21 protein-coding genes are annotated in these 23,343 nt (G+C 34.3%); 14 read left to right on the plus strand and 7 right to left on the minus strand.

The genetic code is table 11. The features are described 5' to 3' along the window. The first annotated feature begins 134 nt into the window (after positions 1-134). The 14 genes from ABE34_RS05025 to ABE34_RS05090 all read left to right on the plus strand — a co-directional run bounded on the left by ABE34_RS05025 (position 135) and on the right by ABE34_RS05090 (position 14,926). Positions 135-2,045, plus strand: coding sequence for an ATP-dependent nuclease (locus ABE34_RS05025; protein WP_197140884.1), 1,911 nt, complete (start codon positions 135-137; stop codon positions 2,043-2,045). Between the two features lie 2 nt (positions 2,046-2,047). Next, positions 2,048-3,934 (plus strand): UvrD-helicase domain-containing protein, encoded by a 1,887-nt coding sequence (locus ABE34_RS05030; RefSeq protein WP_197140885.1) that lies wholly within the window; start codon positions 2,048-2,050, stop codon positions 3,932-3,934. Between the two features lie 570 nt (positions 3,935-4,504). Beyond that, positions 4,505-4,825, plus strand: a complete 321-nt coding sequence (locus ABE34_RS05035; RefSeq protein WP_197140886.1) for an ArsR/SmtB family transcription factor — start codon at positions 4,505-4,507, stop codon at positions 4,823-4,825. Further along, a complete protein-coding gene (gene arsB, locus ABE34_RS05040) occupies positions 4,825-5,883 on the plus strand; it encodes an ACR3 family arsenite efflux transporter (protein WP_197140888.1) in 1,059 nt (352 codons plus the stop codon). Before ABE34_RS05035 ends, arsB begins: the two co-directional genes overlap by 1 nt. Before the next feature lie 11 nt (positions 5,884-5,894). Further along, the gene (gene arsC, locus ABE34_RS05045) at positions 5,895-6,314 is read left to right on the plus strand and encodes an arsenate reductase (thioredoxin) (protein ID WP_197140889.1); all 420 of its coding nucleotides are present in this window, start codon (positions 5,895-5,897) and stop codon (positions 6,312-6,314) included. Position 6,315: 1 nt separating this feature from the next. Then, a complete protein-coding gene (gene arsD, locus ABE34_RS05050) occupies positions 6,316-6,675 on the plus strand; it encodes an arsenite efflux transporter metallochaperone ArsD (RefSeq protein ID WP_197140890.1) in 360 nt (119 codons plus the stop codon). A 2-nt stretch (positions 6,676-6,677) separates the two neighbouring features. Next, positions 6,678-8,447 (plus strand): arsenical pump-driving ATPase, encoded by a 1,770-nt coding sequence (arsA, locus tag ABE34_RS05055; RefSeq protein WP_197140892.1) that lies wholly within the window; start codon positions 6,678-6,680, stop codon positions 8,445-8,447. Next, complete coding sequence (locus tag ABE34_RS05060; RefSeq protein ID WP_036116964.1) at positions 8,444-8,725, plus strand: Fe-S cluster assembly protein HesB; 282 nt, start codon at positions 8,444-8,446, stop codon at positions 8,723-8,725. Before arsA ends, ABE34_RS05060 begins: the two co-directional genes overlap by 4 nt. 64 nt (positions 8,726-8,789) lie before the next feature. Then, positions 8,790-9,011: a hypothetical protein gene (locus ABE34_RS05065; protein WP_197140893.1), complete on the plus strand. Its 222-nt coding sequence runs from the start codon at positions 8,790-8,792 to the stop codon at positions 9,009-9,011. A gap of 106 nt (positions 9,012-9,117) precedes the next feature. Continuing rightward, complete coding sequence (locus ABE34_RS05070; RefSeq protein WP_197141015.1) at positions 9,118-10,473, plus strand: NAD(P)-binding domain-containing protein; 1,356 nt, start codon at positions 9,118-9,120, stop codon at positions 10,471-10,473. A gap of 142 nt (positions 10,474-10,615) precedes the next feature. Beyond that, positions 10,616-11,038 carry a GNAT family N-acetyltransferase gene (locus tag ABE34_RS05075; RefSeq protein WP_346655525.1) on the plus strand — a complete coding sequence of 141 codons (423 nt, stop codon included), beginning with the start codon at positions 10,616-10,618 and terminating at the stop codon, positions 11,036-11,038. Positions 11,039-11,618: 580 nt separating this feature from the next. After that, on the plus strand, positions 11,619-13,379 hold the full coding sequence (locus tag ABE34_RS05080) for a hypothetical protein (RefSeq protein WP_197140894.1): 1,761 nt from the start codon (positions 11,619-11,621) through the stop codon (positions 13,377-13,379). Between the two features lie 38 nt (positions 13,380-13,417). Continuing rightward, positions 13,418-13,867, plus strand: a complete 450-nt coding sequence (locus ABE34_RS05085; RefSeq protein WP_197229803.1) for a hypothetical protein — start codon at positions 13,418-13,420, stop codon at positions 13,865-13,867. A gap of 3 nt (positions 13,868-13,870) precedes the next feature. After that, a complete protein-coding gene (locus ABE34_RS05090; RefSeq protein ID WP_197140897.1) occupies positions 13,871-14,926 on the plus strand; it encodes a toll/interleukin-1 receptor domain-containing protein in 1,056 nt (351 codons plus the stop codon). Between the two features lie 546 nt (positions 14,927-15,472). Here the strand turns inward: ABE34_RS05090 and ABE34_RS05095 are convergent. The 7 genes from ABE34_RS05095 to allD form a co-directional block, all read right to left on the minus strand. After that, a complete protein-coding gene (locus ABE34_RS05095) occupies positions 15,473-15,943 on the minus strand; it encodes a DinB family protein (RefSeq protein ID WP_197140899.1) in 471 nt (156 codons plus the stop codon). Between the two features lie 323 nt (positions 15,944-16,266). Beyond that, positions 16,267-17,193 (minus strand): alpha/beta hydrolase fold domain-containing protein, encoded by a 927-nt coding sequence (locus ABE34_RS05100; protein WP_197140901.1) that lies wholly within the window; start codon positions 17,191-17,193, stop codon positions 16,267-16,269. Positions 17,194-17,538: 345 nt separating this feature from the next. Next, the gene (gene arcC, locus ABE34_RS05105) at positions 17,539-18,471 is read right to left on the minus strand and encodes a carbamate kinase (protein WP_197140902.1); all 933 of its coding nucleotides are present in this window, start codon (positions 18,469-18,471) and stop codon (positions 17,539-17,541) included. Positions 18,472-18,476: 5 nt separating this feature from the next. Continuing rightward, the gene (locus ABE34_RS05110; protein WP_197140904.1) at positions 18,477-19,247 is read right to left on the minus strand and encodes a DUF2877 domain-containing protein; all 771 of its coding nucleotides are present in this window, start codon (positions 19,245-19,247) and stop codon (positions 18,477-18,479) included. Beyond that, a complete protein-coding gene (locus ABE34_RS05115) occupies positions 19,244-20,509 on the minus strand; it encodes a DUF1116 domain-containing protein (RefSeq protein WP_197140906.1) in 1,266 nt (421 codons plus the stop codon). The genes ABE34_RS05110 and ABE34_RS05115 overlap by 4 nt, the downstream gene beginning before the upstream one ends. Then, positions 20,509-22,266 (minus strand): acyl-CoA synthetase FdrA, encoded by a 1,758-nt coding sequence (locus ABE34_RS05120; RefSeq protein ID WP_197140907.1) that lies wholly within the window; start codon positions 22,264-22,266, stop codon positions 20,509-20,511. Before ABE34_RS05120 ends, ABE34_RS05115 begins: the two co-directional genes overlap by 1 nt. A 17-nt stretch (positions 22,267-22,283) precedes the next feature. After that, positions 22,284-23,333, minus strand: a complete 1,050-nt coding sequence (gene allD, locus ABE34_RS05125; RefSeq protein ID WP_197140908.1) for an ureidoglycolate dehydrogenase — start codon at positions 23,331-23,333, stop codon at positions 22,284-22,286. Between the last annotated feature and the right edge of the window lie 10 nt (positions 23,334-23,343).

Below are 23,343 nucleotides of genomic sequence, written 5' to 3' on the forward strand. Positions count from 1 at the left end.
AAACATCACTCCCCCCTGTTATTTGATTTTTATTCTTAAATCTGATAAACAAAGATTACATATGAAATGTGCTTATTTTCTAAATATGGTATACAATTGAATAAAAATACCTAATAGAATAGGAGCAATGAATCATGTATTTAGCAGAGTTAAAGATATGGAACTTCAGAAAATTTTCCTCTAATGAAAATGAGCCTGGCTTAGCCCTTAATTTTACTCCTGGATTAAACCTTTTAGTTGGTGAAAATAATTCGGGAAAAACAGCAATTGTAGATGCAATAAAATACACTATACATACTCAAAGCTATGAAAATATTAGAATTGAGAATGAGGATTTCCATCTACCTGTAGGAGAAACCGAAGAAACAAACAGAGCTACTGAATTACGTGTCGAATGCGTTTTCAAAGGATTTAGCGATGATGAAGCAAAAAACTTTTTAGAATGGCTAGGTATGGAGAAAAATGATCAGGACAAATACGAATATTATCTTAAAGTATTTTTAACTGCAAAAAGAAATAATAACACTATTTATTATGATATTAAAGCTGGGCCAGATCATGAAGGAAAACAACTTAGTGGAGAAGCAAGAAACCTATTAAGAAGTACTTACCTTAAACCTTTACGAGATGCTGAAAAAGAAATGTCACCCAGAAGAAATTCTAGATTAGCACAAATTTTAACCAGTCATGATGCATTCAAAGGAAAGGAAGAAGAACATTATATTTTTGAAACTATTAAGGAAGCAAATGAAAAGATTCAAAGGTACTTCAAAGGTATAGATCAAGATGGAGCCCCATTACCTGACCAAGATGGTAAGAAATTATTAGAAGAAATCAATGACTACTTGGAGGAGTTTGGAGGTATTAATAATAAACTCCACTCAAATTTTACTTTAGCAAGATTAAATCTAAAGAATATACTTGAAAGGTTGAACCTAGAAATGACTGAGAATAAATCAGGGCTGGGTTCTCAAAATTTATTATTCATCGCAACGGAATTGCTACTTTTAAAAAGGGACTCATATCAAGGCTTAAAATTAGCATTGGTAGAAGAGATTGAGGCTCATCTACATGTCCAAGCACAAATTAGGCTAATTGATTTTCTTCAGGAGGAAGTAAAGGGTTCTGATGTTCAACTAATTATGACTACACATAGTACTGATCTTGCATCAAAAGTACGATTAGAAAATTTAATAATCTGCAAAGATGACAAAGCTTTTCCTATGGGACAAAATTACACAAATTTAAATAAAGGTGATTATTTATTTTTAGAACGCTTTTTAGACTCGACTAAAGCAAACCTTTTCTTTGCACAAGGGGTCATTATGGTGGAAGGTGATTCGGAGAACTTATTATTACCGACAATCGCAGACATAATAGAAAAACCTTTCTCCAAGTACGGGGTAACTGTAGTTAATGTCGGTAACACGGCTTTCTTGAGATATTCAAGAATTTTTAAAAGGAAACAACCTGAACACGGATTGCTAAATATTCCTGTAGCAGCAATAACTGATAATGACATTAAACCTGATCTTTACAAAGAAAAAGATCCACATGTTAACACAAAGAGCGATTTAGAAAAAGTAAAAACTATAGAACAAAGAAGAGCAGATAAGAGCAATAATATAGATGGTCAGAATGTAAAATTGTTTATATCCCCTGATTGGACATTAGAATACGATATCGCATTAGGTACATTACAAAAAGAATTATTAAAAGCAGTTCTTAGGGCAGAAAAAATAGGAAACAGTGATGCCATTGGTTTAACACTTAAAAAGGACCAACAAATTTCAAAAGAAATAGATGAACTGTATAAAGAATGGGACAAAAAAAACACTACAAATGAAGAAAAGGCTTTTTATATTTATTATGATTTAGTACTGGAGAAAAAAATATCAAAAGCAATAATCGCTCAATGCCTTGCTGAAATTTTAGAAGAATTGAAAGAAAAGGATCCTGATGTCTTAAAATCCAAACTTCTAAGTGATCCGCAATTACAATATATTGTGAGAGCTATTAACCACGCTACAATCGGAGGTGAGTAACTATGAAGATAACAGATAACGATATTTTATATGCAGAAGGTCTATTACTAAAAGACGGTGAGTCATTTAATGATGAACGAAGAGAGATAATCAAAAGCTTAGAAACTGTGGACGTATTAGCAAGCCCAGGAAGTGGGAAGACAACTACATTATTAGCAAAGTTGGCAATATTAAACGCGAAACTACCATTAGAGAATAATGAAGGGATTTGTATTCTTACTCACACCAACACTGCCATTGATGAAGTGAAAAATAGATTAGGTGTGTATGGAGATAATCTTTTTAGATATCCAAATAACTGTAGCACAATACAGTCTTTTATCAATCAATTTTTAGCAATCCCGGCATATATATATTTCTATGGAAAAAGGCCACTCAGGATAGATGACGAAATATACAATGAAGCTATCAGCAAAGAATTTTTTAACCATATACCTCGGAGATTACGATATGGTATACAGAAACAACACATAGATATTACAAAAATTAGATTCAATTTAAACGATGCTACTTTGGTAAACAGCTTACATGGGAACCCCATTTATAAGAATCATGAGAGTGACAGCTATGTTGCTCTAAAAAAATTAAAAGAGAGTATTATGGAAGCTGGAATCCTTTGTTATGATGATGCATATTACTTATCTTTAAAATACCTTAGGATACATCCTAATCTTAAAGAGATATTTTCTAAACGTTTTCGTTATGTCTTTATTGATGAAATGCAAGACACGATGGTACATCAGATTACTTTACTTAATTCAATTTTCGATGACACTGTTATCATTCAGAGAATTGGAGATCCAAATCAAGCAATATACGACGATCCCAACGCTACGGGACATTGGGATATAAACAAAGACTCAATTCTTCAAATATCAGATAGTAAGCGTTTTTCCCGTAAAATTGCCTCTGTTGTTCAAAATGTATGTATCAGCCCACAAGAATTGGTTGGAAACTCGTTAATTGAGGAAATAAAACCTAGAATTCTGGTATTTAACGTAGATAGCCAGAGAAATGTTTTCGTTCACTTTTCAAGGTTAATCATCGAAAACAATCTGCATATCCGTGACAGTAATGTTTTCAAAGCCGTAGGATGGGTGGCAGAACATGAAAGTGAATTGGGGATAACCAGTTATTGGGATATGTATAATAAAGAATATAAAAAGAAAATTGATTTTGACCATTTAAAAAGTTATTTGCTAAAAGGGAATAATGATGAAGGTATAAATCACGGCAGCAATTTCTATAGAAGAAGAATACTTAGAGGTCTTGTAAAAGCACTAAGAGAAATGAATGAAAAAAATGACGGAAAATATTTCACAGAAGAATCAATTTTAAGGTATCTTCAAGAGAACAATGAAGAAGTTTATGATAAATTATTATTAAACCTATCAAAATGGTGCTTAAAAATCCAAAACGATGAAGAAATATTGAGCGATGTAACTTCTTTCATCACTGTTGAAATTAAAGAAATTTTTAATTGGAGCGATATTTCTAAATTAAATACCTTTTTCCAAGCAAAGTCAGAAGATATAATGGAAGATCATCAGATAAAGACGAACGTATTTACTTATTCGGAGAATGAAAAAGATGTCAACATAGAGATTTCTTCTATTCATGGTGTCAAAGGTGAGACGCATACAGCCACACTTTATTTAGAAACCTTCTTCTTTGATTATGATATTAAACGAATAATAGAGTATTTGAAAGGGCAACACTCAAAAACTACCGCTAAAAGAAAACTACAAAACCTGAAGATGACATACGTCGGAATAACACGCCCTTCTCATTTACTTTGTGTCGCAATTAGAGAAGAGACTATAGATGGACACGAAGAAGAATTGAAGACTGCGGGTTGGGAAATTGAATATGTCGATAAGGTAAAATGACTATAAAATTCAATCAGTTATAAATAAAGTAATATTTATATGTACATAATTATAATTTTTATCCCTTTCGTTGATACGAAGGGGTTTTTGTATATTTGTGAATTGTACTCCAAACTAGTGAATTATAATAGAGCAATAAATATCGAGGGCTTTTCCGATGAAGCATTATTGCTAAGTATGGGATGGGTGTAATGGAAGTAAAATTTTTGATTATTAAGAAGGGACAAAGCTATGACATAAACTAATTTTTGTTGTGCTACTTTCGTAGAAAAATTCATGAGTTGAAATAAATTGCATTTTTTCGATTCGAGTTATGAAAGATTGGAACACTCATTAAATCTAATACAAATAGAAGAGTGAAAGAGATTGCAAAAATTAAGTCTTACATAAGATTCATGTAATGAAAGTAGCAGTAAAAAATTTTCCATAATGGGTAAATGTCTATTGCAATTATAAATTAAAAAGCATAATATAAGTGTATAGTTATATACCGATTTAATCACCTTTAATTAGTTGGGTGATTTTATTCAAAATAATATATAAGCAAATGATTATATAAGGAGAGCAGATATGGAAAACACACTAATAGAAAAACAATTAAAAGCAGCAGCTGATTTGAACCGTATTAAATTACTAGCATGTATGAAAAATGGAGAGGTTTGTGTTTGTGATTTTGTGGATGTTCTGGAGATTTCACAACCAGCAGTTAGTCAGCATCTTCGAAAATTAAAGGAGGCTGGTATTATTACTGAACGAAAGGTTGGTACATGGAAACATTATCGCTTAGTTGAGGAACAGACACCACTTATGAAAGGTATTTTAGAACAAATTGAGCCATTAAATGGATGCAATTGCGGTTCTGACTGTACACACATAGGGGAGGGAAATTAATGGTTAATGATTCTTTAACAAAACAGCTTTCGTTTTTAGATCGCTACCTCACTCTTTGGATTTTTGTTGCAATGGGGATTGGCGTTTTATTAAGTATTACAATGCCTAATATTGGTGAAGCATTAGAGTCTATGTCTGTGGGTACGACATCTATACCTATTGCCATAGGATTGATAGTCATGATGTATCCACCTTTGGCAAAAGTAAAATATGAGGAAATGTGGCGTGTGTTCAAGGATTGGAAAGTTCTTTTATTATCACTTTTCCAAAACTGGTTACTTGGTCCGTTTCTAATGTTCTTCTTAGCCATTTTATTCTTGCGAGACTATCCAGAGTATATGGCTGGGCTCATTATGATTGGTTTAGCTCGATGTATTGCGATGGTGATTGTATGGAATGATTTAGCGCGTGGAGACCGTGAATATGTAGCTGGTTTAGTTGCCTTTAATTCTATTTTTCAAATCGTAACATATTCGATTTTTGCTTACTTTTTCTTAAATGTTTTACCTGGTTGGTTTGGCTTAGAAAATTTTAATGTGTCCATTTCAATGTGGGAAATTACGAAAAGCGTACTTATTTACTTAGGGATACCGTTTGCTGCCGGATTCCTAACTCGACTGATAGGTATCAAAACAAAAGGGAAACAGTGGTATGAGGAAAGGTTCTTACCAAAGATTTCACCACTAACTTTAATTGCACTACTGTTCACAATTGTGATGATGTTTGCATTAAAGGGCGAGAAATTAGTAGAATTACCACTTGATGTAGTACGAATTGCTATTCCATTATTTATTTACTTTGTAATAATGTTTGCTGTTTCATTCTTTTCTTCACGTAAAGTAGGTGCATCTTATCCAGTCACAGCAGCCCTTTCTTTTACAGCGGCTAGTAATAACTTTGAGTTGGCAATTGCTGTAGCTGTAGGCGTTTTCGGACTTCATAGTGGCGTAGCTTTTGCAGCTGTTATTGGTCCACTTGTCGAAGTACCGGTACTTATTGGACTTGTTTGGGTTGCCTTGCGTTGGCAGAAGAAATATTTTAAAACCATTAAATTATAGGAGTACTTTTTATGACAAACACACTTTATTTCTTATGTACAGGGAACTCTTGCCGTAGTCAAATGGCTGAGGGGTGGGCAAGAAAATTATTACCTACAGATTGGACAGTTAAAAGTGCTGGGATTGAGGTACATGGAGTGAATCCGAGTGCTATCAAAGCTATGGCAGAGGTAGAAATCGACATTTCAAACCATACATCTGATTTAATTGATTTTGAGACATTAAACAATGCAACATTAGTTGTTACGCTTTGCGGTGATGCATCAGATAAATGTCCGATGACATCACCTCACGTTCGTCGTGAGCATTGGGGATTTAAAGATCCAGCAAAGGCATCAGGTTCTGAAGAAGAGAAGTGGGTAGTTTTCCAAACCGTACGTGATGCTATTGGGAAACGTATTGAACAATTTATAGTAGAGGAGCTGAAATAAAATGAAAAAAATCCATATTTATGAGCCAGCAATGTGCTGTTCTACGGGCTTATGTGGACCATCTATTGACCCAGAGTTATTACGTATGTCATTTGTAATGAAAAATTTAAAGAAAGCAGATATAAAAGCTGAACGTTTTAATCTTACAAGCGAGCCCAATGCTTTTGTGGAACATGAAGCAATCAATCAGCTCCTAATGTCAGAAGGAATGGATGCCCTGCCTGCAACGTTTGTAGATGGAGAATTACTTTGTAAAGGGAATTACCCTACAAATGAACAATTTTCACAATGGTCAGGACTTTCAGAAGAAGAGCTATTACAAAAACCAAAAGTACGCTTATCACTAAAAGGAGATGCGTAAAAATGGAACGCTTTACAAGAAGTCAGTTTCCGGATACCCCTTTCCTCTTTTTCACTGGGAAAGGGGGCGTTGGAAAAACATCTGTTGCTTGTAGCTTATCAATAGCTATTGCAGGTGAGGGGAAAAAGGTGCTGTTAATTAGTACTGACCCAGCATCCAACTTACAAGATATTTTCGGTCAATTGCTTCCTAATACACCTACAAAAATTGAAGGTATAGACAATTTATTTGCATTAAATTTAGATCCTGAACAGGCAGCTCAACATTACAAAGAGAAGATGGTTGGCCCATACCGCGGGAAACTACCTGATGTAGTTATTCAAAACATGGAGGAACAACTTTCAGGTGCATGTACTGTTGAAATTGCTGCATTTAATGAATTTGCAAAACTATTGACAGATAGTTCAGTGATTGAAAACTTCGACACAATCGTGTTTGATACAGCACCAACAGGGCACACATTACGTCTATTACAACTACCTTCTGCGTGGTCTACATTTCTAGATGATAACACGACTGGTACATCTTGTTTAGGCCCATTAAAAGGACTAGAGCCACAACGAGAGATTTACAAAGAGGCTGTTCAGCGTTTAAAAAGCGCCGAACAGACTACATTGATGCTTGTGACACGTCCAGACGAAAACCCTTTAAAAGAGGCAGCACGTGCTTCTCATGAACTGTTTGAAATCGGTATTCAAAATCAGATCTTACTAGTAAATGGCTATATGCAAGATCTTAATTCTAATGATGAAATGGAGAATGCATTCATTTCACGCCAAACAGAAGCATTGAAGTTGATTCCTAAAGAATTAAAGCAATTCAAACAATACTACTTACCGTTTGTACCATACTCATTATCAAATATCGAGCGTATGCAAGCATGGATGGCAGATGAGGTTATTACACATGAAAACGAATCAGAAAAAGATATAACGATACTTAAAATAGAAAAAATAATTGCTGAATATTTAGAACGGAAACCAAAGATTATTTTTACGATGGGTAAAGGAGGCGTTGGTAAAACAACGGTTGCTTCGTATATTGCCCTTAGATTAGCAGAAGAGGATATGCACGTACATTTAACAACGACAGATCCAGCCGCTCATCTAAATTGGACATTCGGTGATGACAAAGTAAAAAATGTAACGGTAAGTCGTATTGATCCGAAGGTAGAAGTTGCAAATTATGAAGCAGAAGTGCTTGCAAAAGCAAGTGAAACGATGAATGATGAGGGCTTAGCATTTGTGAAAGAAGACTTGGCTTCCCCTTGTACTGAGGAAATTGCCGTATTCAGAGCATTTGCCAATGTTGTAGAAAATCATCAAGATGAAGTCATTATTATTGATACAGCACCAACTGGCCATACGTTGTTGTTACTAGATGCGACAGAAGCTTATCATCGTGAAATAAGCCGTTCGCAAGGTGAAATCCCTCCGGCTGTTTCAAACTTGTTACCACGGTTACGTGATGCAAGTTATACAAGTGTAGCAATCGTAACACTGCCTGAAGCAACACCTGTTTTTGAAGCAACACGTTTACAGGAAGATTTACAGCGAGCTGGTTTATCTGTTGGTTGGTGGGTTGTCAATCAGACATTTTCATCTATCAAAACAACAAGTCCAACATTAATACAAAAACAACAAGCCGAAACAAAATGGCTAGAAGAAATCAAATCAATCAGCAACAATCAATTCGTGGCAATCCCATGGGTAAAAACGCCACCAGTTGGAACAAAAGGGTTACATGAACTTAAAGGAGAGACAATCAAATGAAAATGAGTCCAGAAGGTAAAAATTATATTGAGCAGGTATTAGCTGATTCAGAGGTGAAAACACTTCGTTTCTTCGGTATTGCAGGATGCTGCGGAGTTAATTTAGGTGTAGGCATAGAAGCACCGACAGAAGATGATGCTGTACAGACAATTGAAGGTATCGAAGTTGCCATTCATCCTGATATTGCACCTCAATTAACAGATGTTACGATTCATGCAGAAGAAGAGAATGGTGAACTAGGTTTAGTGTTAGTAGGATATTCACCAAAATCTTGCTAATTTTAAACATTGAATATACTGTCTGTCATAGTAGTTATTCAATCCGTTGAATGGAGGATTAAAAATGACAGTAAATCATGCTAGCGTATTGACTAAAGATTATTTTATCGCTTATTTAAAGTTAATTATGAATAGTAGAGAATACACATTGATACAGGCTAAAGAGTTTGCTTTTGATTTCTTCTTTAAAGGAGATATAGATCGTTACGGCACTTCTACATGGTTGCAATTTGAAAAGGCTATAAAAGAAATTGGTAAAACAATGTGTGAAATTGAAATGTGTTAAATATACATTCAATGTTTAAACGTCTAGCTAACTGCTAGACGTAAAAAATACATTTTATATAAGCATTCCCTTATATTATAGAACGAAAAAAGAGGAGAAGTTAATGATGAAAAAACTTAAAGTAATCAACCTAAATGGATCTTGTTGTAATACTACTAGGAATACTGAAGTACAGGAGACTGTTAACAATCCCAATAAGAATTTACCGATTGTAATAATTGGTGCAGGTCCAATTGGATTAGCTGCTGCTGCTCATTTAGTGGAACAAAAGCAAGCATTTATTTTACTAGAATCTGGGCGTGAAATAGCACATAATATTCGTACCTGGGGGCATGTTACATTATTTTCACCATGGCGATATAACATCAATAAAGCTGCTAAAGCTTTATTAAATGGCTCCGGTTGGGTAGAACCTAATTTAGATACGTTACCAACAGGACATGAATTAATTGATCTTTATTTAAAACCTTTGTCTGAGTTAATACAAATAAAGCCTAACATTCAATTGAACGCAAAAGTAGTAGGAATTTCACGACAATTTAATGATAAGATGAAGACAAAAAATCGAGTAGAACAGTCTTTTAATATTTTTATTGAACATGAGAATGACATCCGTATCATTGAGGCGAGAGCTGTTATTGATGCGACGGGTACATGGGGAAATCCAAACCCAGCAAATTCTACAGGTGTATGGCTACAAAATGAAAAAGCATTAGCAGCTCACATTGAGTATGGTATCCCAGACATAAATACGAATACTAAGAGATATGCCAATAAAAAGATTGCAGTTATTGGTGGTGGCCATTCAGCTATCAATACCTTATTGGCACTTGCGGAATTACAAGAAGAGCATTCTACAACAAAGCTAGTGTGGATTATGCGTAAAAAATCTGTAGAAGAAGCCTATGGTGGCGAAGAAAAAGATGCATTGGCAGCACGTGGCGCACTTGGTGTTCGCATTCGCGAATTAGTAGATACAGGTAAGGTTGAAGTAATAACACCTTTCTATATCTCAATGGTGAAGAAAGATGAGGGCATCCATATTGTTGGTACTATTAACGGAGAACAAAAAGTATTAACGGGATTTAAAGAGCTTATTGTCAATACAGGAAATCGACCAGACCTTACGATTAACAACGAACTACGTCTTTCCATTGATTCAGCAACAGAAAGTGTGCATGCATTAGCGCCACTAATTGATCCAAATGTGCATAGTTGTGGCACAGTAAGAGCGCATGGAGAAGAAATACTATGCCAACCCGAAAAGGACTTCTATATAGTTGGAGCTAAAAGTTATGGTCGCGCACCAACATTTTTAATGGCAACAGGCTACGAACAAGTTCGTTCAATAACAGCTTATTTATCAAATGATGAAGAAGCTTCAAAACGTGTGGAATTGGAGTTACCTGAAACAGGTGTATGCGGTATTAATCTTGCCAATCAATCAAATTCATGCTGTTAAAAATTTGACTGTTAGCGAAAGCTAGCAGTCCTTTTAAAATACTAAGGGGGGAAATGGGATGGACACACTAATTATTCGTAAAATGGAAAAGAATGATTTAAAAGAGGTATTAAAGATTTAAAAAGAGGGAATCGAAACAGGGATGGCAACCTTTGAAACAATTGTGCCAAGTGCACAGGTATGGGATGAAAGACATCATGCAACCTTACGTTTTGTAGCAGAAGAACACAATAAAGTGGTTGGGTGGATTGCCATTACACCCGTCTCTACACGTGCTGTTTATTCTGGAGTTGGAGAAGTTAGTGTTTATATATCAAGTGATAGTAAAGGGAAAGGCATTGCCACTAAGTTGTTTAAAATACTAATTGAAGAGAGTGGAAAGGCCGGATTTTGGACACTTCAATCATCTGTTTTCGCCATCAATACATCAAGTATTCAATTACATAAAAAGATGGGCTTTAGAGTTGTTGGAACGAGAGAAAAAATTGCTCAGTTATACGGTGAATGGCATGATACAATAATAATGGAAAGAAGGAGTAATATAAAACATCTATTTTCATCATAGAAAATACCTCATTAGAAAGTCATTGAATTTGCACTATTAAATTTCGAATATATTGTAAAAAATAACATCCTAAGATATGGTTATCTAAGGATGTTATTTTACTTTTTTAAAGCTCATTTAAAAAAGGAACACATACAAAATCATTGATTATTATGTGGTGGTTTCATTAGAAAAAGATGAGGATATTGAACTCTTAAAGGATATACAAGTAGTTGAGTTTGAAGAGGAAATCATATTTGTTATTTATCGATTATAAGATAAGACTTAAAGAGTATTAGTTAATCTCTAAAAATTTCCCTTTGGTACAAATAATGTTCCAAACTTTTTATCATAAAAATTTAAAATAAGTAAAGAAAAGGAAAACAATCAAAACTAGCAGTTGAATATTTTGATACCGCAGCTGGTTTTAATGTATAAATTTATAGACACATATTGATGTGTTTTCGAAGAAGTTATACTGATGGTCGTGTAATTGTACAAGGAAATGTAATACCTTACCGAAGTGGCAAAAGCTACTTGAAAGACTTTAAATGTGCTTTAAGATGATATAAAACAACACCAACAATAGCGAGGGTTAAAAATGAATGATTATTATATTACTCCAAACATAGAGAGTGTCGCAGTCACAACAGTAATAGCATTAGCAACATCATTGTATACAAATTTAGATCCAAAAATAAATAAAGGTGATAAAGGAATAGCTTTTGATGGAGCAATAGATGTTTATAATTCATCCAATATTGTTAAAGCAAATTTTAAAGGTTCAGTACCAGTTCAAGTTAAAGGTGATACTATAAAAACAGAACAACTTTCCAAATGTAGTTATCCTATCGATATGGTTGATTTAGATATTTATTACGCTCAAGGTGGAGTACTATATTTTGTAGTTCTGATAACTCCAAGCGATAAAAGACGCATATTTTATAAGATGTTATTACCTTTAGAATTAAAAGAAATAGTCAACAGAAAATCACGCAACAAAACTAGAACTTTCAAATTCAATTCTGTAGATACATTAGCCCACCTAACAAAAATTTGTCACAGTTTTTTAGAAGAGTCAAAAAAGCAATCTTTAGCATTAATTGAACATAAATATACTGTTGAAGAATTCCAAGATTTCAAACTAACTTTTCCTGATTTAACTGTAGAAGAAATAACAAGATTTAATAATTTCAAAAATATTATTGGTAGTTCTGCTTTTGTATATGGTGAAGAAAAGGGACGTGTATATCCAATTAATTCTATAACAGTTTCAAGTGTTATAGAAGAGGGCGTTTTGCAGAGAAACATAGACAATGAATGCATCAATTATGCGTATTCAATCACTAGAAATTCATCAGAAACAATTATAAATATTGAGGATCTCATCCATATTAGCTGCAAAGATAATCGAAAAAGAAGTGATTTTAAAATTAATGATCTAACTACCTTATACGAAATTAAGCGTTCTAGACAATTTTTGGCGTCTTTAAATGATACGCAACAACCGTTTTACATAGGAGAAAAATTATTTGAAAAGCCGAGTAAGAGGATACAAGAGGGTGTAGAAAACCAACTAAAAACCATTTCTCAATTAGAAAATCTATTTTCTAAATTAGGCATACCATTTAATTATAAATTTAAGAATGAAGCTTTTGTAGATAAATTTTTAACTTTACTTTTTGTAATAAATAATGAAAGTTATGAGTTGTTACAAATCCCACCTGAAATTATTAAAAGTAGTGGTTTGATATCTTTAACCGTATTCGATAATTCCAAATTATATCTTTACTATAATTCTATGCAAAAAGAAAAGCTTACAAATATCTTTTCGGCTGAAATATCCAATAAAATTGTAATGGGACTAAAGGATAAATTAAACGACACTAAAATGAGTTTATTTTTATCAATTCCTATCCAGGAATTGATAAATTGTATTAACTATAATCAGACTGTAGTAATCCGTTCATTGTCAACAATGGGCTATAACCACTTTACATTCGAATATATAAATAACTACGCTTTAGATTGTTTACAACTCTTTGATGTAACAGGAGATGAAAGATTACTCGAAATTGCATCAACTTTACTTAGTAATAGTTTATTATTTGAAGATAAAAGATCAATCGCGCTTATTAATTTGTGTCAAACTAAAATACGAAAAGGCGATAAGTTGAGCGAAGAGGAACTTAATAAAATTATTATAATAAAAAAAGACGCAATAAAGGCTTCTGACACGTTATTAGAACTATGTACGAATCTAATATTGAATAATAAATCAGAAGCACAAGCTAATTTCGAATCTTTAGATTCAGAACAAAAAGAAAAATTTTTGGCTTTTCCTATCAGAAAATTTCTTTAAATATAGAATTTCAAAAATTTTAAAAAGGAGCTGCGATGATGAGTAATATTTCACTTTCTATAAATATACCAACTGATTTCGATGGTTATTTTAATTTACGTTGTCCTTATTGTAAAAATGATTTCAAAATACTAGGTCAAGAATTTAAAGAAACAGAAGTAGTTGATATTTATTGTCCAGTTTGTGGTTTAATAGCTGAATTTAATTCGTTTTATACAGATAAAGTTAATAGTAAAGCACATTCTATTGCAAAAAATTATGCAGAAGACCTTATTTATCAAATGTTTAAAGACTTAGAAAGAAAAAATAGAGGAAATAAATATGTAAAAATCAAAGCAGGGAAGAAGCCAACTACTAATGAACTTGAACTTTACGAACCTGATAATCACTTAGTGATTGTAAAAAAAATATGCTGTGATTCACATTTTAAAGTGACCGAGTTAGACAAATGGCTTATACCTTATTGTATTTACTGTGGAGGGAAATAAAATATGAACTTAAAGCAAATTAACAAATTATGCAGGGATTTTAGGGCAAATTCTTCTAGATTACTTTCAACAAAACTTGGATCAGAGCAACAAGATTTATCAAGGTTTTTATTATTTATAGAAAATAATACTTTGATAAAGGAATATGTATCTGAATGTATACAGGATACCCTTGATTTTGAGGAGAAATTAAGGGGTAAAGGTTGGAATGATAAATTAGAGTTACCATTAGATTCTAAAGAAGAAGTATCATATATTTACCAATTATTAAAATATATAGAAGTTAGGAATGCATATATCCACGTAAGTATGGGGTATGGTAGTGGAAATAAAATTCAGGATCATATTGACGCTTTTAACCATCAAGTTACAGTACATTTAGTTAATCATATTAGAGAATATCTTGAAGATGTAATTACAGGAATTGAATCTGTCCCTTTACAAATTGTAGAAGAAGATCAATCTAAGATATTTATTTCATATTGTTGGGAAGACAAGTTGTTTGCTGACTTGATCGATGAGGACTTCAAAGATATGGGCTTCACTTTAACTAGAGATATTCGTGGACTTAAATTTAAAGATAGTATAAAAAGCTTCATGGAATCGATTGGTAAACATGATTTTGTAATTAGTATTATCAGCGACAATTATTTAAAGTCAGTAAACTGTATGTATGAAATATCTGAAGTAATGCGTTTGCGTGAATATAAAGATAAAATGCTATTAGTAATACTGAGAGATTCAGATGTTGAATTTTTGCCAACAGGATCAGATATGCCAGCTCAATTTGCTGCAAATATTTACTCCTTGGAAGAACAAATAAACTACATTACTTATTGGGAAAATAAAGAAGCTGATTATTTAAATATGATTAGCAAAATAACACAGGAAATAAGTAAAATACAACCTTTACAAGAATTAAAAAGGGTAAAAAATATTACAGGTAATATAAGCGAATTTTTATCTGATATAAGCGATTGGAACAATACTAATTTGTTCGAATTAAAAGAATCTAATTATGAAGCTTTTAAAAAAGAAATTAAATCAATAGTTATTTAATTTTACTTTTTAATATTTAAACCTACTCAGAATGAACCATAATGAGTAGGTTTAACTTCTTTAATATGAACATAAGGTATATGCATATTTTATTCATCATAAAGAGATATAAGTGAATAATTTATTGAATCAACTTAATTAAATCACTTGGCTATAGTATTTTATTTGTATAATATTAAAAGTCTGGACATTCTTGTCCTTTTTATTTTTTTGAAAATGCGGGTTGTCTGGACATTCTTGTCCAAAAAGTAGGGAAATATATTATGTCCGGACATTCTTGTCCAAAATGTATGTAGATTCTTGTCCATATACAGCGGCAAACGCTTATTATGGGTATTTGACGTATTCAAGCCCCCGTCCACGCCAAATAATTTTAGTTTACATAATATAAATTATAGGAAGTTATGTATCAATGAAAAGTATACTAATAATAGTGAGACGAAACAGCTAAAAAAGTGTATTTAATTAGCATTGTTGTATTTCAGTATAAAATTCGGGAACGTCCGATTTGGAAGTTCCCGTAGTATGAAATCTGAGTTTACCTGTTTAAGCTCCTTGCATTTTACTTAGGAATACTATTTGCCCAATATGATATGCGTCGTGTAATGTTAAACTTTTCATTTCAAGCACTAATGATCTTTCACCAAGAATCTGTCGATACAAATCTTCTTGTTCTGCTTTTGTTAGTATTTTTTCAAGTTCACGATGAACTTCATAATATTCTTGTTTTGTTTCCTTCCAATTTTCAAACGTCATAGTTGGTAATCGAAATGTAGATTCATTATTATCTGCCTGTGGTTCATTCGCTGTATCACCAAGAAATCGAGTCAGAAGTCTCTTTTTATAGAAAAGTAAATGACAAACTAATTCCCAAATGGAATTCATTGCTCCTTCAGTTGGTTTCCAAATTGCCTGTTCAAAAGTAATTTCCTCTAGCACTTTTTCAAGTGCTGGAAACCAATCTTCTTCATCTAAGCAGCTTGCCCATTGTTGTAACAAAAGTGTTTTTGCATCCATTGTTTGTTCCCTCCAGTTTAATCCCCTTAATACATAATCCACTTTGTCAAAATTATTTACTGGCTAAATATTTGAACTACTTTTACCAACCAAACGTCCATACGTCACCAAAAATCCCCTTTAAATATAACGCGTTCGTACTTCTAAGACCTTTAAAACGCGAAATGAACAAAGTCTGCTATTTCAGCTACAGTTAAACAGACTTCTGATAAACCACCATATTCACTAGTTTAACTATAAATACGTACCCTTTTTTGCATAATTCAATTGATACCTGATTTATTTACATAAGAACACGTGTTCTATACATGAAAAAACAGCACTTAATTATTAATTATAGTAATAATTTTCTGTTGAGCATCTAGAGCTTCAGGGATTGGCATAACAACAAACACATGATTCATTTTCGGATAAACAAAGGTATTGAGTTCAATTCCCTGTTCTGTTATTTCTTCATCAAGTCTTATTGCATCTGGATATAAACATTCGTGCGTTCCAATAAAATGAGTTATCTTTCCAAGTCCTTTAAAGTCAAGGTTTATTGGACTAATCAATGGGTCTTTTAAATCTTTATCAGCTGCCCATAACTTAGTAATGACTACCATTCCTTCACTTGCTAACATCGGATCGATTTCTTCATATTCAGCTATAAGAGGATTTTCAAAAGTCAAATCAACACTTGCTGATAATAAAATAATGTCTTTCGGTTGAGGCAAATTGTTCATTTTTAAAAGATGAGCAAGGCCCAGTGCTATATTACCGCCTGCCGAGTCTCCCATGATGGTAAATTGATTTGAATTTTCAGCAGTTGCAAGCATTTCTTTATACAGGTTTAGAATTTTCGGGTAAGCATCCTTATAGTTAAAATGAGGCACTTTAGGATAAATCGGAACAATTATTTTCGCATTTAAAGATTGTGCCATTTTATCCAAGAACAACCAATGGAAACTTAAAGGTTGCTCCGTCCAAGCACCACCGTGTAGATATAAAATAGCTTTTTGCTTCAAAGACTTTTCGTCATTTAATGTGAAAACCTGCATTCCCTCGAATACATGCTCCTTAACTTCACTTAAAAATGTAACATCCTCTCCAATAACATATGGTTTAGTATTTTCAGTTCCTCTTTCCTTAACAAACTGTTCGGTGTTTGCAATACTAGAAAAACTCTCTTTATTACTTTCAGCAATTATCCATTTTTCGAATTGAATACTTTCTTCAGAACGTTCTTCGTTATAGATAGTTACACTCATCTTTTAGTTTGCTCCCCTTTAAATAAACATTTTATTGTTTCAAAACACAGAATAATGATTTGTAATAGCCGTGAATCTTAGAAGTTATTAAACAATTTTACAAATTATCAATCTTCATTATACATTATTTTCCTTTTTTACTAAATATAAAAGTCCAAAACTATTTCTCCATTTATAGACAAATAGTTTTGGACTTTTAATTTTCACATTTACTTTCCACTCATTAGTTTAAAGGCTAGTAGAACCCTCTTTAAGAGAGATTCAACAATTTCGAACTAGTTTAAACGACAAGAAGTTTGCAACGTCTAGAGAACGCTCTAGGACGTTGCAAACAACTAATTCAGCTTATTTTGTTATGCGTGTACCTGCTTTTCCGTCTAATGCAGCTACTGCTTGATCGAGTGAACAAATGATAGACTCTTTCCCTAATTTCGCAAATTCTATAGCTGCTTGCATTTTTGGTAACATACTACCAGCCGGGAATTGTCCTTCTGCAACATACTGTTCAGCTTCTGCTACTGTAATATGGCTTAATTTTTGCTCATTTTCTTTCCCAAAATTAATATAGACATTCGGTACATCTGTTAACATCATGAAAACATCCGCATTCACTTGTTGTGCAAGCTTTAATCCTGAACGATCTTTGTCAATGACTGCTTCAATACCATGTAATTGACCACTGTCTTCACGATATACAGGTATACCGCCACCACCAGATGAAATAACGATCGTATCATCGATTAAACGTTTAATTTCGTCTATACCATGAATGACCTGTGGTTCTGGTGAAGGGACCACTCGTCTGTAACCCCGTCCTGCATCTTCCACCATCGTAAAGCCTTGCGCTTCAAGACCTTTCGCTTCTTCCGCTGAGAAAAATACACCAATAGGTTTAGTCGGATTTTTAAACGCTTGATCTTCCTTGGCCACTTCAACCATCGTTAGCAATGTCACCACGTTTGTAGCAATATTTCGTTCTTTCATATGGTTTTTTAAAGCTGTTTCCATCATATAACCAATGAAACCTTGTGATTCTGCGTTACAAACATGGATTGGTAGTGGTTCAACAACATTTTTAGCAGCTTCGTTCTGAGCAATTATATTACCTACTTGCGGACCATTGCCGTGTGTAATGACAATATTATGCCCCGCTTCTCGAATTTCCACCATATGGCCTGTTGCCGACACTACGTTTTTAAATTGATTATCATAAGTTGCTTCTTGTTTTGGCTGTAAAATGGCATTACCGCCCAAAGCAATAACTACACTCTTTCCCATTTCTTTCACTCCTTAATTAACGACATGTAAATGCCATACAGTGTATCCATCCCAGATGAAGAGCCTACTTCTATAAGACTTTCCATGCTTTCTAAAGATGGATCATGATGTAATGTTGTAATCTTCGAACTAAATACACCATCTAGAGCACATGTTAAAAAGCGCTTACTGACAATGGTCGTTATAGGTTCCTTGATTAATGCTTTTAAAGTATCAAGATGTTTATGTTCGATAAAATTATTTAGAAAATGACCGTACAATATGCCGACCAGTATATCGTCACCAGTTGGTGTCAAACCTTGTCCACGTCCAATAAAATAACGGAATGTCTTCTCAAGATTTTGGGTTGGATCATGTAATCTATTGATCAAGGCCAAAACACGTGCTCGTTCAAAATCTGTTGAGTCATATGATGTAAATGAAATATATTGAAAATTTTCTTTTAATTTATTTAGATTTGCATGTTCAAAATCCATATTTAACGGTAGTATTTTTACATTAAACACCATTTCGAATCGGTTATGAAAAAGACGATTATTGCGAAATATTAACGTATCACCTACCTTAATATTGCTCTTTAACGTTTGTTTCGTTTGAGGATCCAGCAAGATCCCAAACGGAAATGTCCCATTTTCATTGGTACCAATAAATATCAATTCACCATTTCGATCAACAATATTTAAACCTTTTTCAAAAATACTATGCACGGTAAAAGTTTTTCCTTCATTTAACAATTGAAGTGCGATTGAACCAATCGCACTTGCTTGTAAAATCATCCTTTAAAACCTAGCTTTTCAGCATATGCTGTGATAGCTTTCTCAAAACATTCGATTGGTGGATGTACTGTACCGGCACCAATTTGTCCGTACCCCGCAATTTTATGGGCAATACCAGTGTTGATAACTGGTGTGATCCCTGTTTCAACAACTTTCCGTGCATCGATACCTAAACATGCGCCTTTAAAGTCCCAAGTTGGGATAACAAAGTTCGGATTTTCGCTAATACAGATTTCAGTCATTTGATTACTTGTTTCAAGCGCATCATTAAATCCACCAGTACCAACAAAGCGTGTTACTGCAGGGGCTGCAATCATCGCCATACCTCCGACACCGATTGTTTCTGTAATCGCTGAATCACCGATATCAGTGTTTGCATCTTCTGCTGAATAACCAGTGAAATATAACCCTTGCGGCGTATTAACAGGACCAGTAAACCATTCGTCTCCCATACCCGCAATACGGATACCAAAGTTTTCACCATTTCGGCACATTGCGGTAACAACTGTACCGTGTTCGATTGTACGAGCTGCATCCATCATCGCTTTTCCAGTCGCCATTGCAATATTTAAGAAAAATTGGTCTGTGTCAGCTAAAAATTGGATAACTTCTGTACGTTGTTCTTTTTCAACGTCTTCTAATGATGCAATTACTGGAGATAGTTCTTTTAAAAATGCAAGTGAAGCTGCAATATTACGCTGGTGGAACTCATCGCCCATTGCAATAGCTTTAGCAATCAACACGTTGACGTTCAAGCCTCCATCAAAAGTTTTTAAGGCTTTACTTAATACTGGACCTAATACATCTTTCATCCAGTGTAAACGATTGATAACTTGCTCATTATAAGCGCCGAAGCGTAATACTGCACCAATCCCTTCGTTCATTTGACAGTACGCTTCGTTACCAGTCTCTTTGTTAATAACGACAAGGACTGGCATGTTAGGTGAAGTGATACCGCCCATTGGTCCAACTGCATTCACGTGGTGACAAGGAATGAACGTAATTTTATCGTTTTCAAGTAAATCACGTGCACCCTCCTGATCTTTAGCCCACCCTTCAAAAAGGATTGCGCCAACACAGGAACCTTGCATTGGATCTGTCATGTTTTCATATTTAATTGGAGGTCCAGCATGTAATAACACATACTCTTTTAATTCTGGAATGACAGACTTAGCAGGTACAACATCCGTTAAAAATGGTGCTGCTGCTATAATCTTTTGAATAACGGCTTCGTTCGCTTCATTTATTGTTTTGTAACCCATTAGATTGTACCTCCTTCATAATAGTTTAAGAATTGAAGTACTTTCATTAACTTCTCGTCGCCACCAGCAATTGGTCGCCAGTTAAATTGAACACATTCCGAGCCACTGTTTTGAACAGCTTCCGTAAAGCTTTTTAGCCCGATATTGATAACACTTGGTTTCATATTGATGAACGACATTACTTTTTCATCTACTGCTAAATTTTCTTTTGTATAGTCAAATTTTTGTACATCGACAATTGGTTGTTCCACTTTACCGCCTACAAGTTGGATAGCTGTGCGAACCATTTGGTCGTTTGTCTTACAAATAATTGCACCGCTCTCTTTTAAAATCTCCTTTTGTTTCTCATAACCTTGGATGTCCTGTGCTGTACCTACAACAGTTGCAAGCACTGCAAGTTGACGACCATCTTGACGTGCGATGTCTAAAATACGTTTGATTACTGGTGCTAGTTCACTGGCCATATCTTCATGACCACCGTTACCGATCACGTTATCAATCATAATGACCGCTGTTTCAGGATCGTTAACAGATTTTTCAAGCATTTCGATTCGTTTTTCAGGATCAATCATCGGGTGTGGTTTGCCTTTTGTATAAACATCATCACCTAAATCGATAATTTCATGATTTTTTGTTTTCAAAACATAGCTATCGTTCTTTTCTTCCGATATCTTATCTTTAAAAGCATCTCTCACTAGCATCGCTGCTTCAGATGCTAACGTACCGCCTGAATAATAACCTTTTATACCAACTTGTGATTCTTGTAATAAAACGTTTACATGTTCAGCTGTTGTCGGTTCAAAATTCGGTTTGTCCCCATTTGATAATTGAACAGCTACGACTGCTGCTTCTTCAAGTGTATAAGCATGATAGATGTTCTCTTCTTGATAGGAAGGTTTGTCACCTAAAAATAGCGTAACAACTGGTTTATCAATATTTCTTAATAAGTTTAATACTTTGCGTTGTACTTCCTCTGCAGGCGGTTTGGAGATCACTGTAATTACTTTTACTTTCGGATCTTGATTTAATGCTTTGATGCTATCTAACATCGTGATGGCACCAACTTCCGTCGATAAATCACGTCCACCTGTTCCAAGAGCATTCGTAACACCTTTACCATAACGATCAATAATTGTTGTGACTTCTTGGATCCCTGTGCCTGATGCCCCAACAATACCGATATCACCTTCGTTGACGTTATTTGTAAAGGCAAGAGGTACGCCGTGAATAAGTGCAGTACCACAGTCTGGACCCATCACTAATAACCCTTTTTCATGCGCTTTTTGTTTCAATTTCACTTCGTCTTCTTTCGAAACATTGTCACTGAACATGAATACATGTAAACCTTCGTTCAATGCGTTTTCCGCTTCCATTGCTGCATATTGACCAGGAATAGAAATTAACGCTAAGTTCGGATTGTTAGCAAGTTCCATTGCACGTTTCCAATTATGTGCTTCTTGGCCTTTAGATGCGTCTTGTGAATCAGACTCACCTTTTAAAGCGACCTCTACTTCTTCTTTCACTACGTCTACTTTTTCTTCTTGATCTGTATCAACAACGATGACGATATCATTTGGCTTTGCTTTTTCTAATTCAACCGTGCCTAAGCCTGAAGATTTGAAAATATCTTTGTTCGCTGGTGTTCCCATCATGATTGATACTTTGTTTACACCGTCAATTGCAGATAGTTTGTTTGATAAAAGCATTAACACGATTGAGTCTTTATAAGTGTTTTCTTTTATAATTGTGTATAACATGATGATCCTCCAATTTTTTATTCTGCAAATCTATTTTTTCCGTGGTAACGATCGTAATGAACGTCGTCTGACACAAGATAGTTGTAAATGTCGTCAACGATTTCAATGCCTTCTTTATCGTATTCCTTACTTCTTAATATACCGCGTTCACCTGGATAATAAATTTCTCCATAGCCCTCTGCCGCTGGTTGCTCTTTTAATTCATTGAGCATCGTTGAAATTTGTTGTTTAAAAGCATCTAGATTTGTGAAATAGGCTGGGTTAATCACGATATGAATTTGACCTAAATCGCGTCCTTTAGTTAAGTCTTGATACATAGAAGACACATGTATACCATGTGGGACTCCTAGAAGACTACCTGATAAAATATCTACCATCATCATCAAGCCGTACCCTTTTGGACCTGCTATTGGCAGTAGTGCATGAACATCTCTTGCATTCGTTGTAGGTGCACCAGTTGCATCGACAGCCCATGTATCTGGGATCGACGCATTTTTACTTCTTGCATCTAAGATTTTGCCCCATGCTTGAACAGTTGTCGCCATATCAAATGTAATGATGCGGTCATCAGCAGACGGTGCACTATATGCAATTGGGTTTGTCCCAAAATAAGGTTCAGTTCCGCCAAACGGCACGACCATTGGATCTGATTGACACATACTTAGAGCAACCATATCTTGTTCGGCTGCCATTTCAACAAAGTATCCTAATGCACCACTATGTGAGATATTTTTCATACCAACAACGGCAACCCCTGATTTTCTAGCCATTTCAATCGCTTTTTCCATCGCTTGTTTTGCTATTTGGTGACCTGGACCATTATCCCCATTAAAGACCGCAGATGCTGGTCCTGTTTGTTCAAATGTATAGTTTGGATTGGTTGTAATACCGCCTTTTGCAATTCGTTCAGAATAGTATTCAACACGTACAGCACCATGTGAGTGAATACCTCTATGATCAGCGTATGTTAATACATCTGCAACATCATGTGCCGCTCCTTCATTTAATCCTGCTTTTATAAACTTTTGTTTCATTAAATTAAATAGTTCTTCTTTAGATACACGCATCTTGTCAGCC

Origin of the sequence: Lysinibacillus sphaericus (genome assembly GCF_015844675.1) — a bacterium.
GTDB classification, from domain to species: domain Bacteria; phylum Bacillota; class Bacilli; order Bacillales_A; family Planococcaceae; genus Lysinibacillus; species Lysinibacillus sphaericus_E.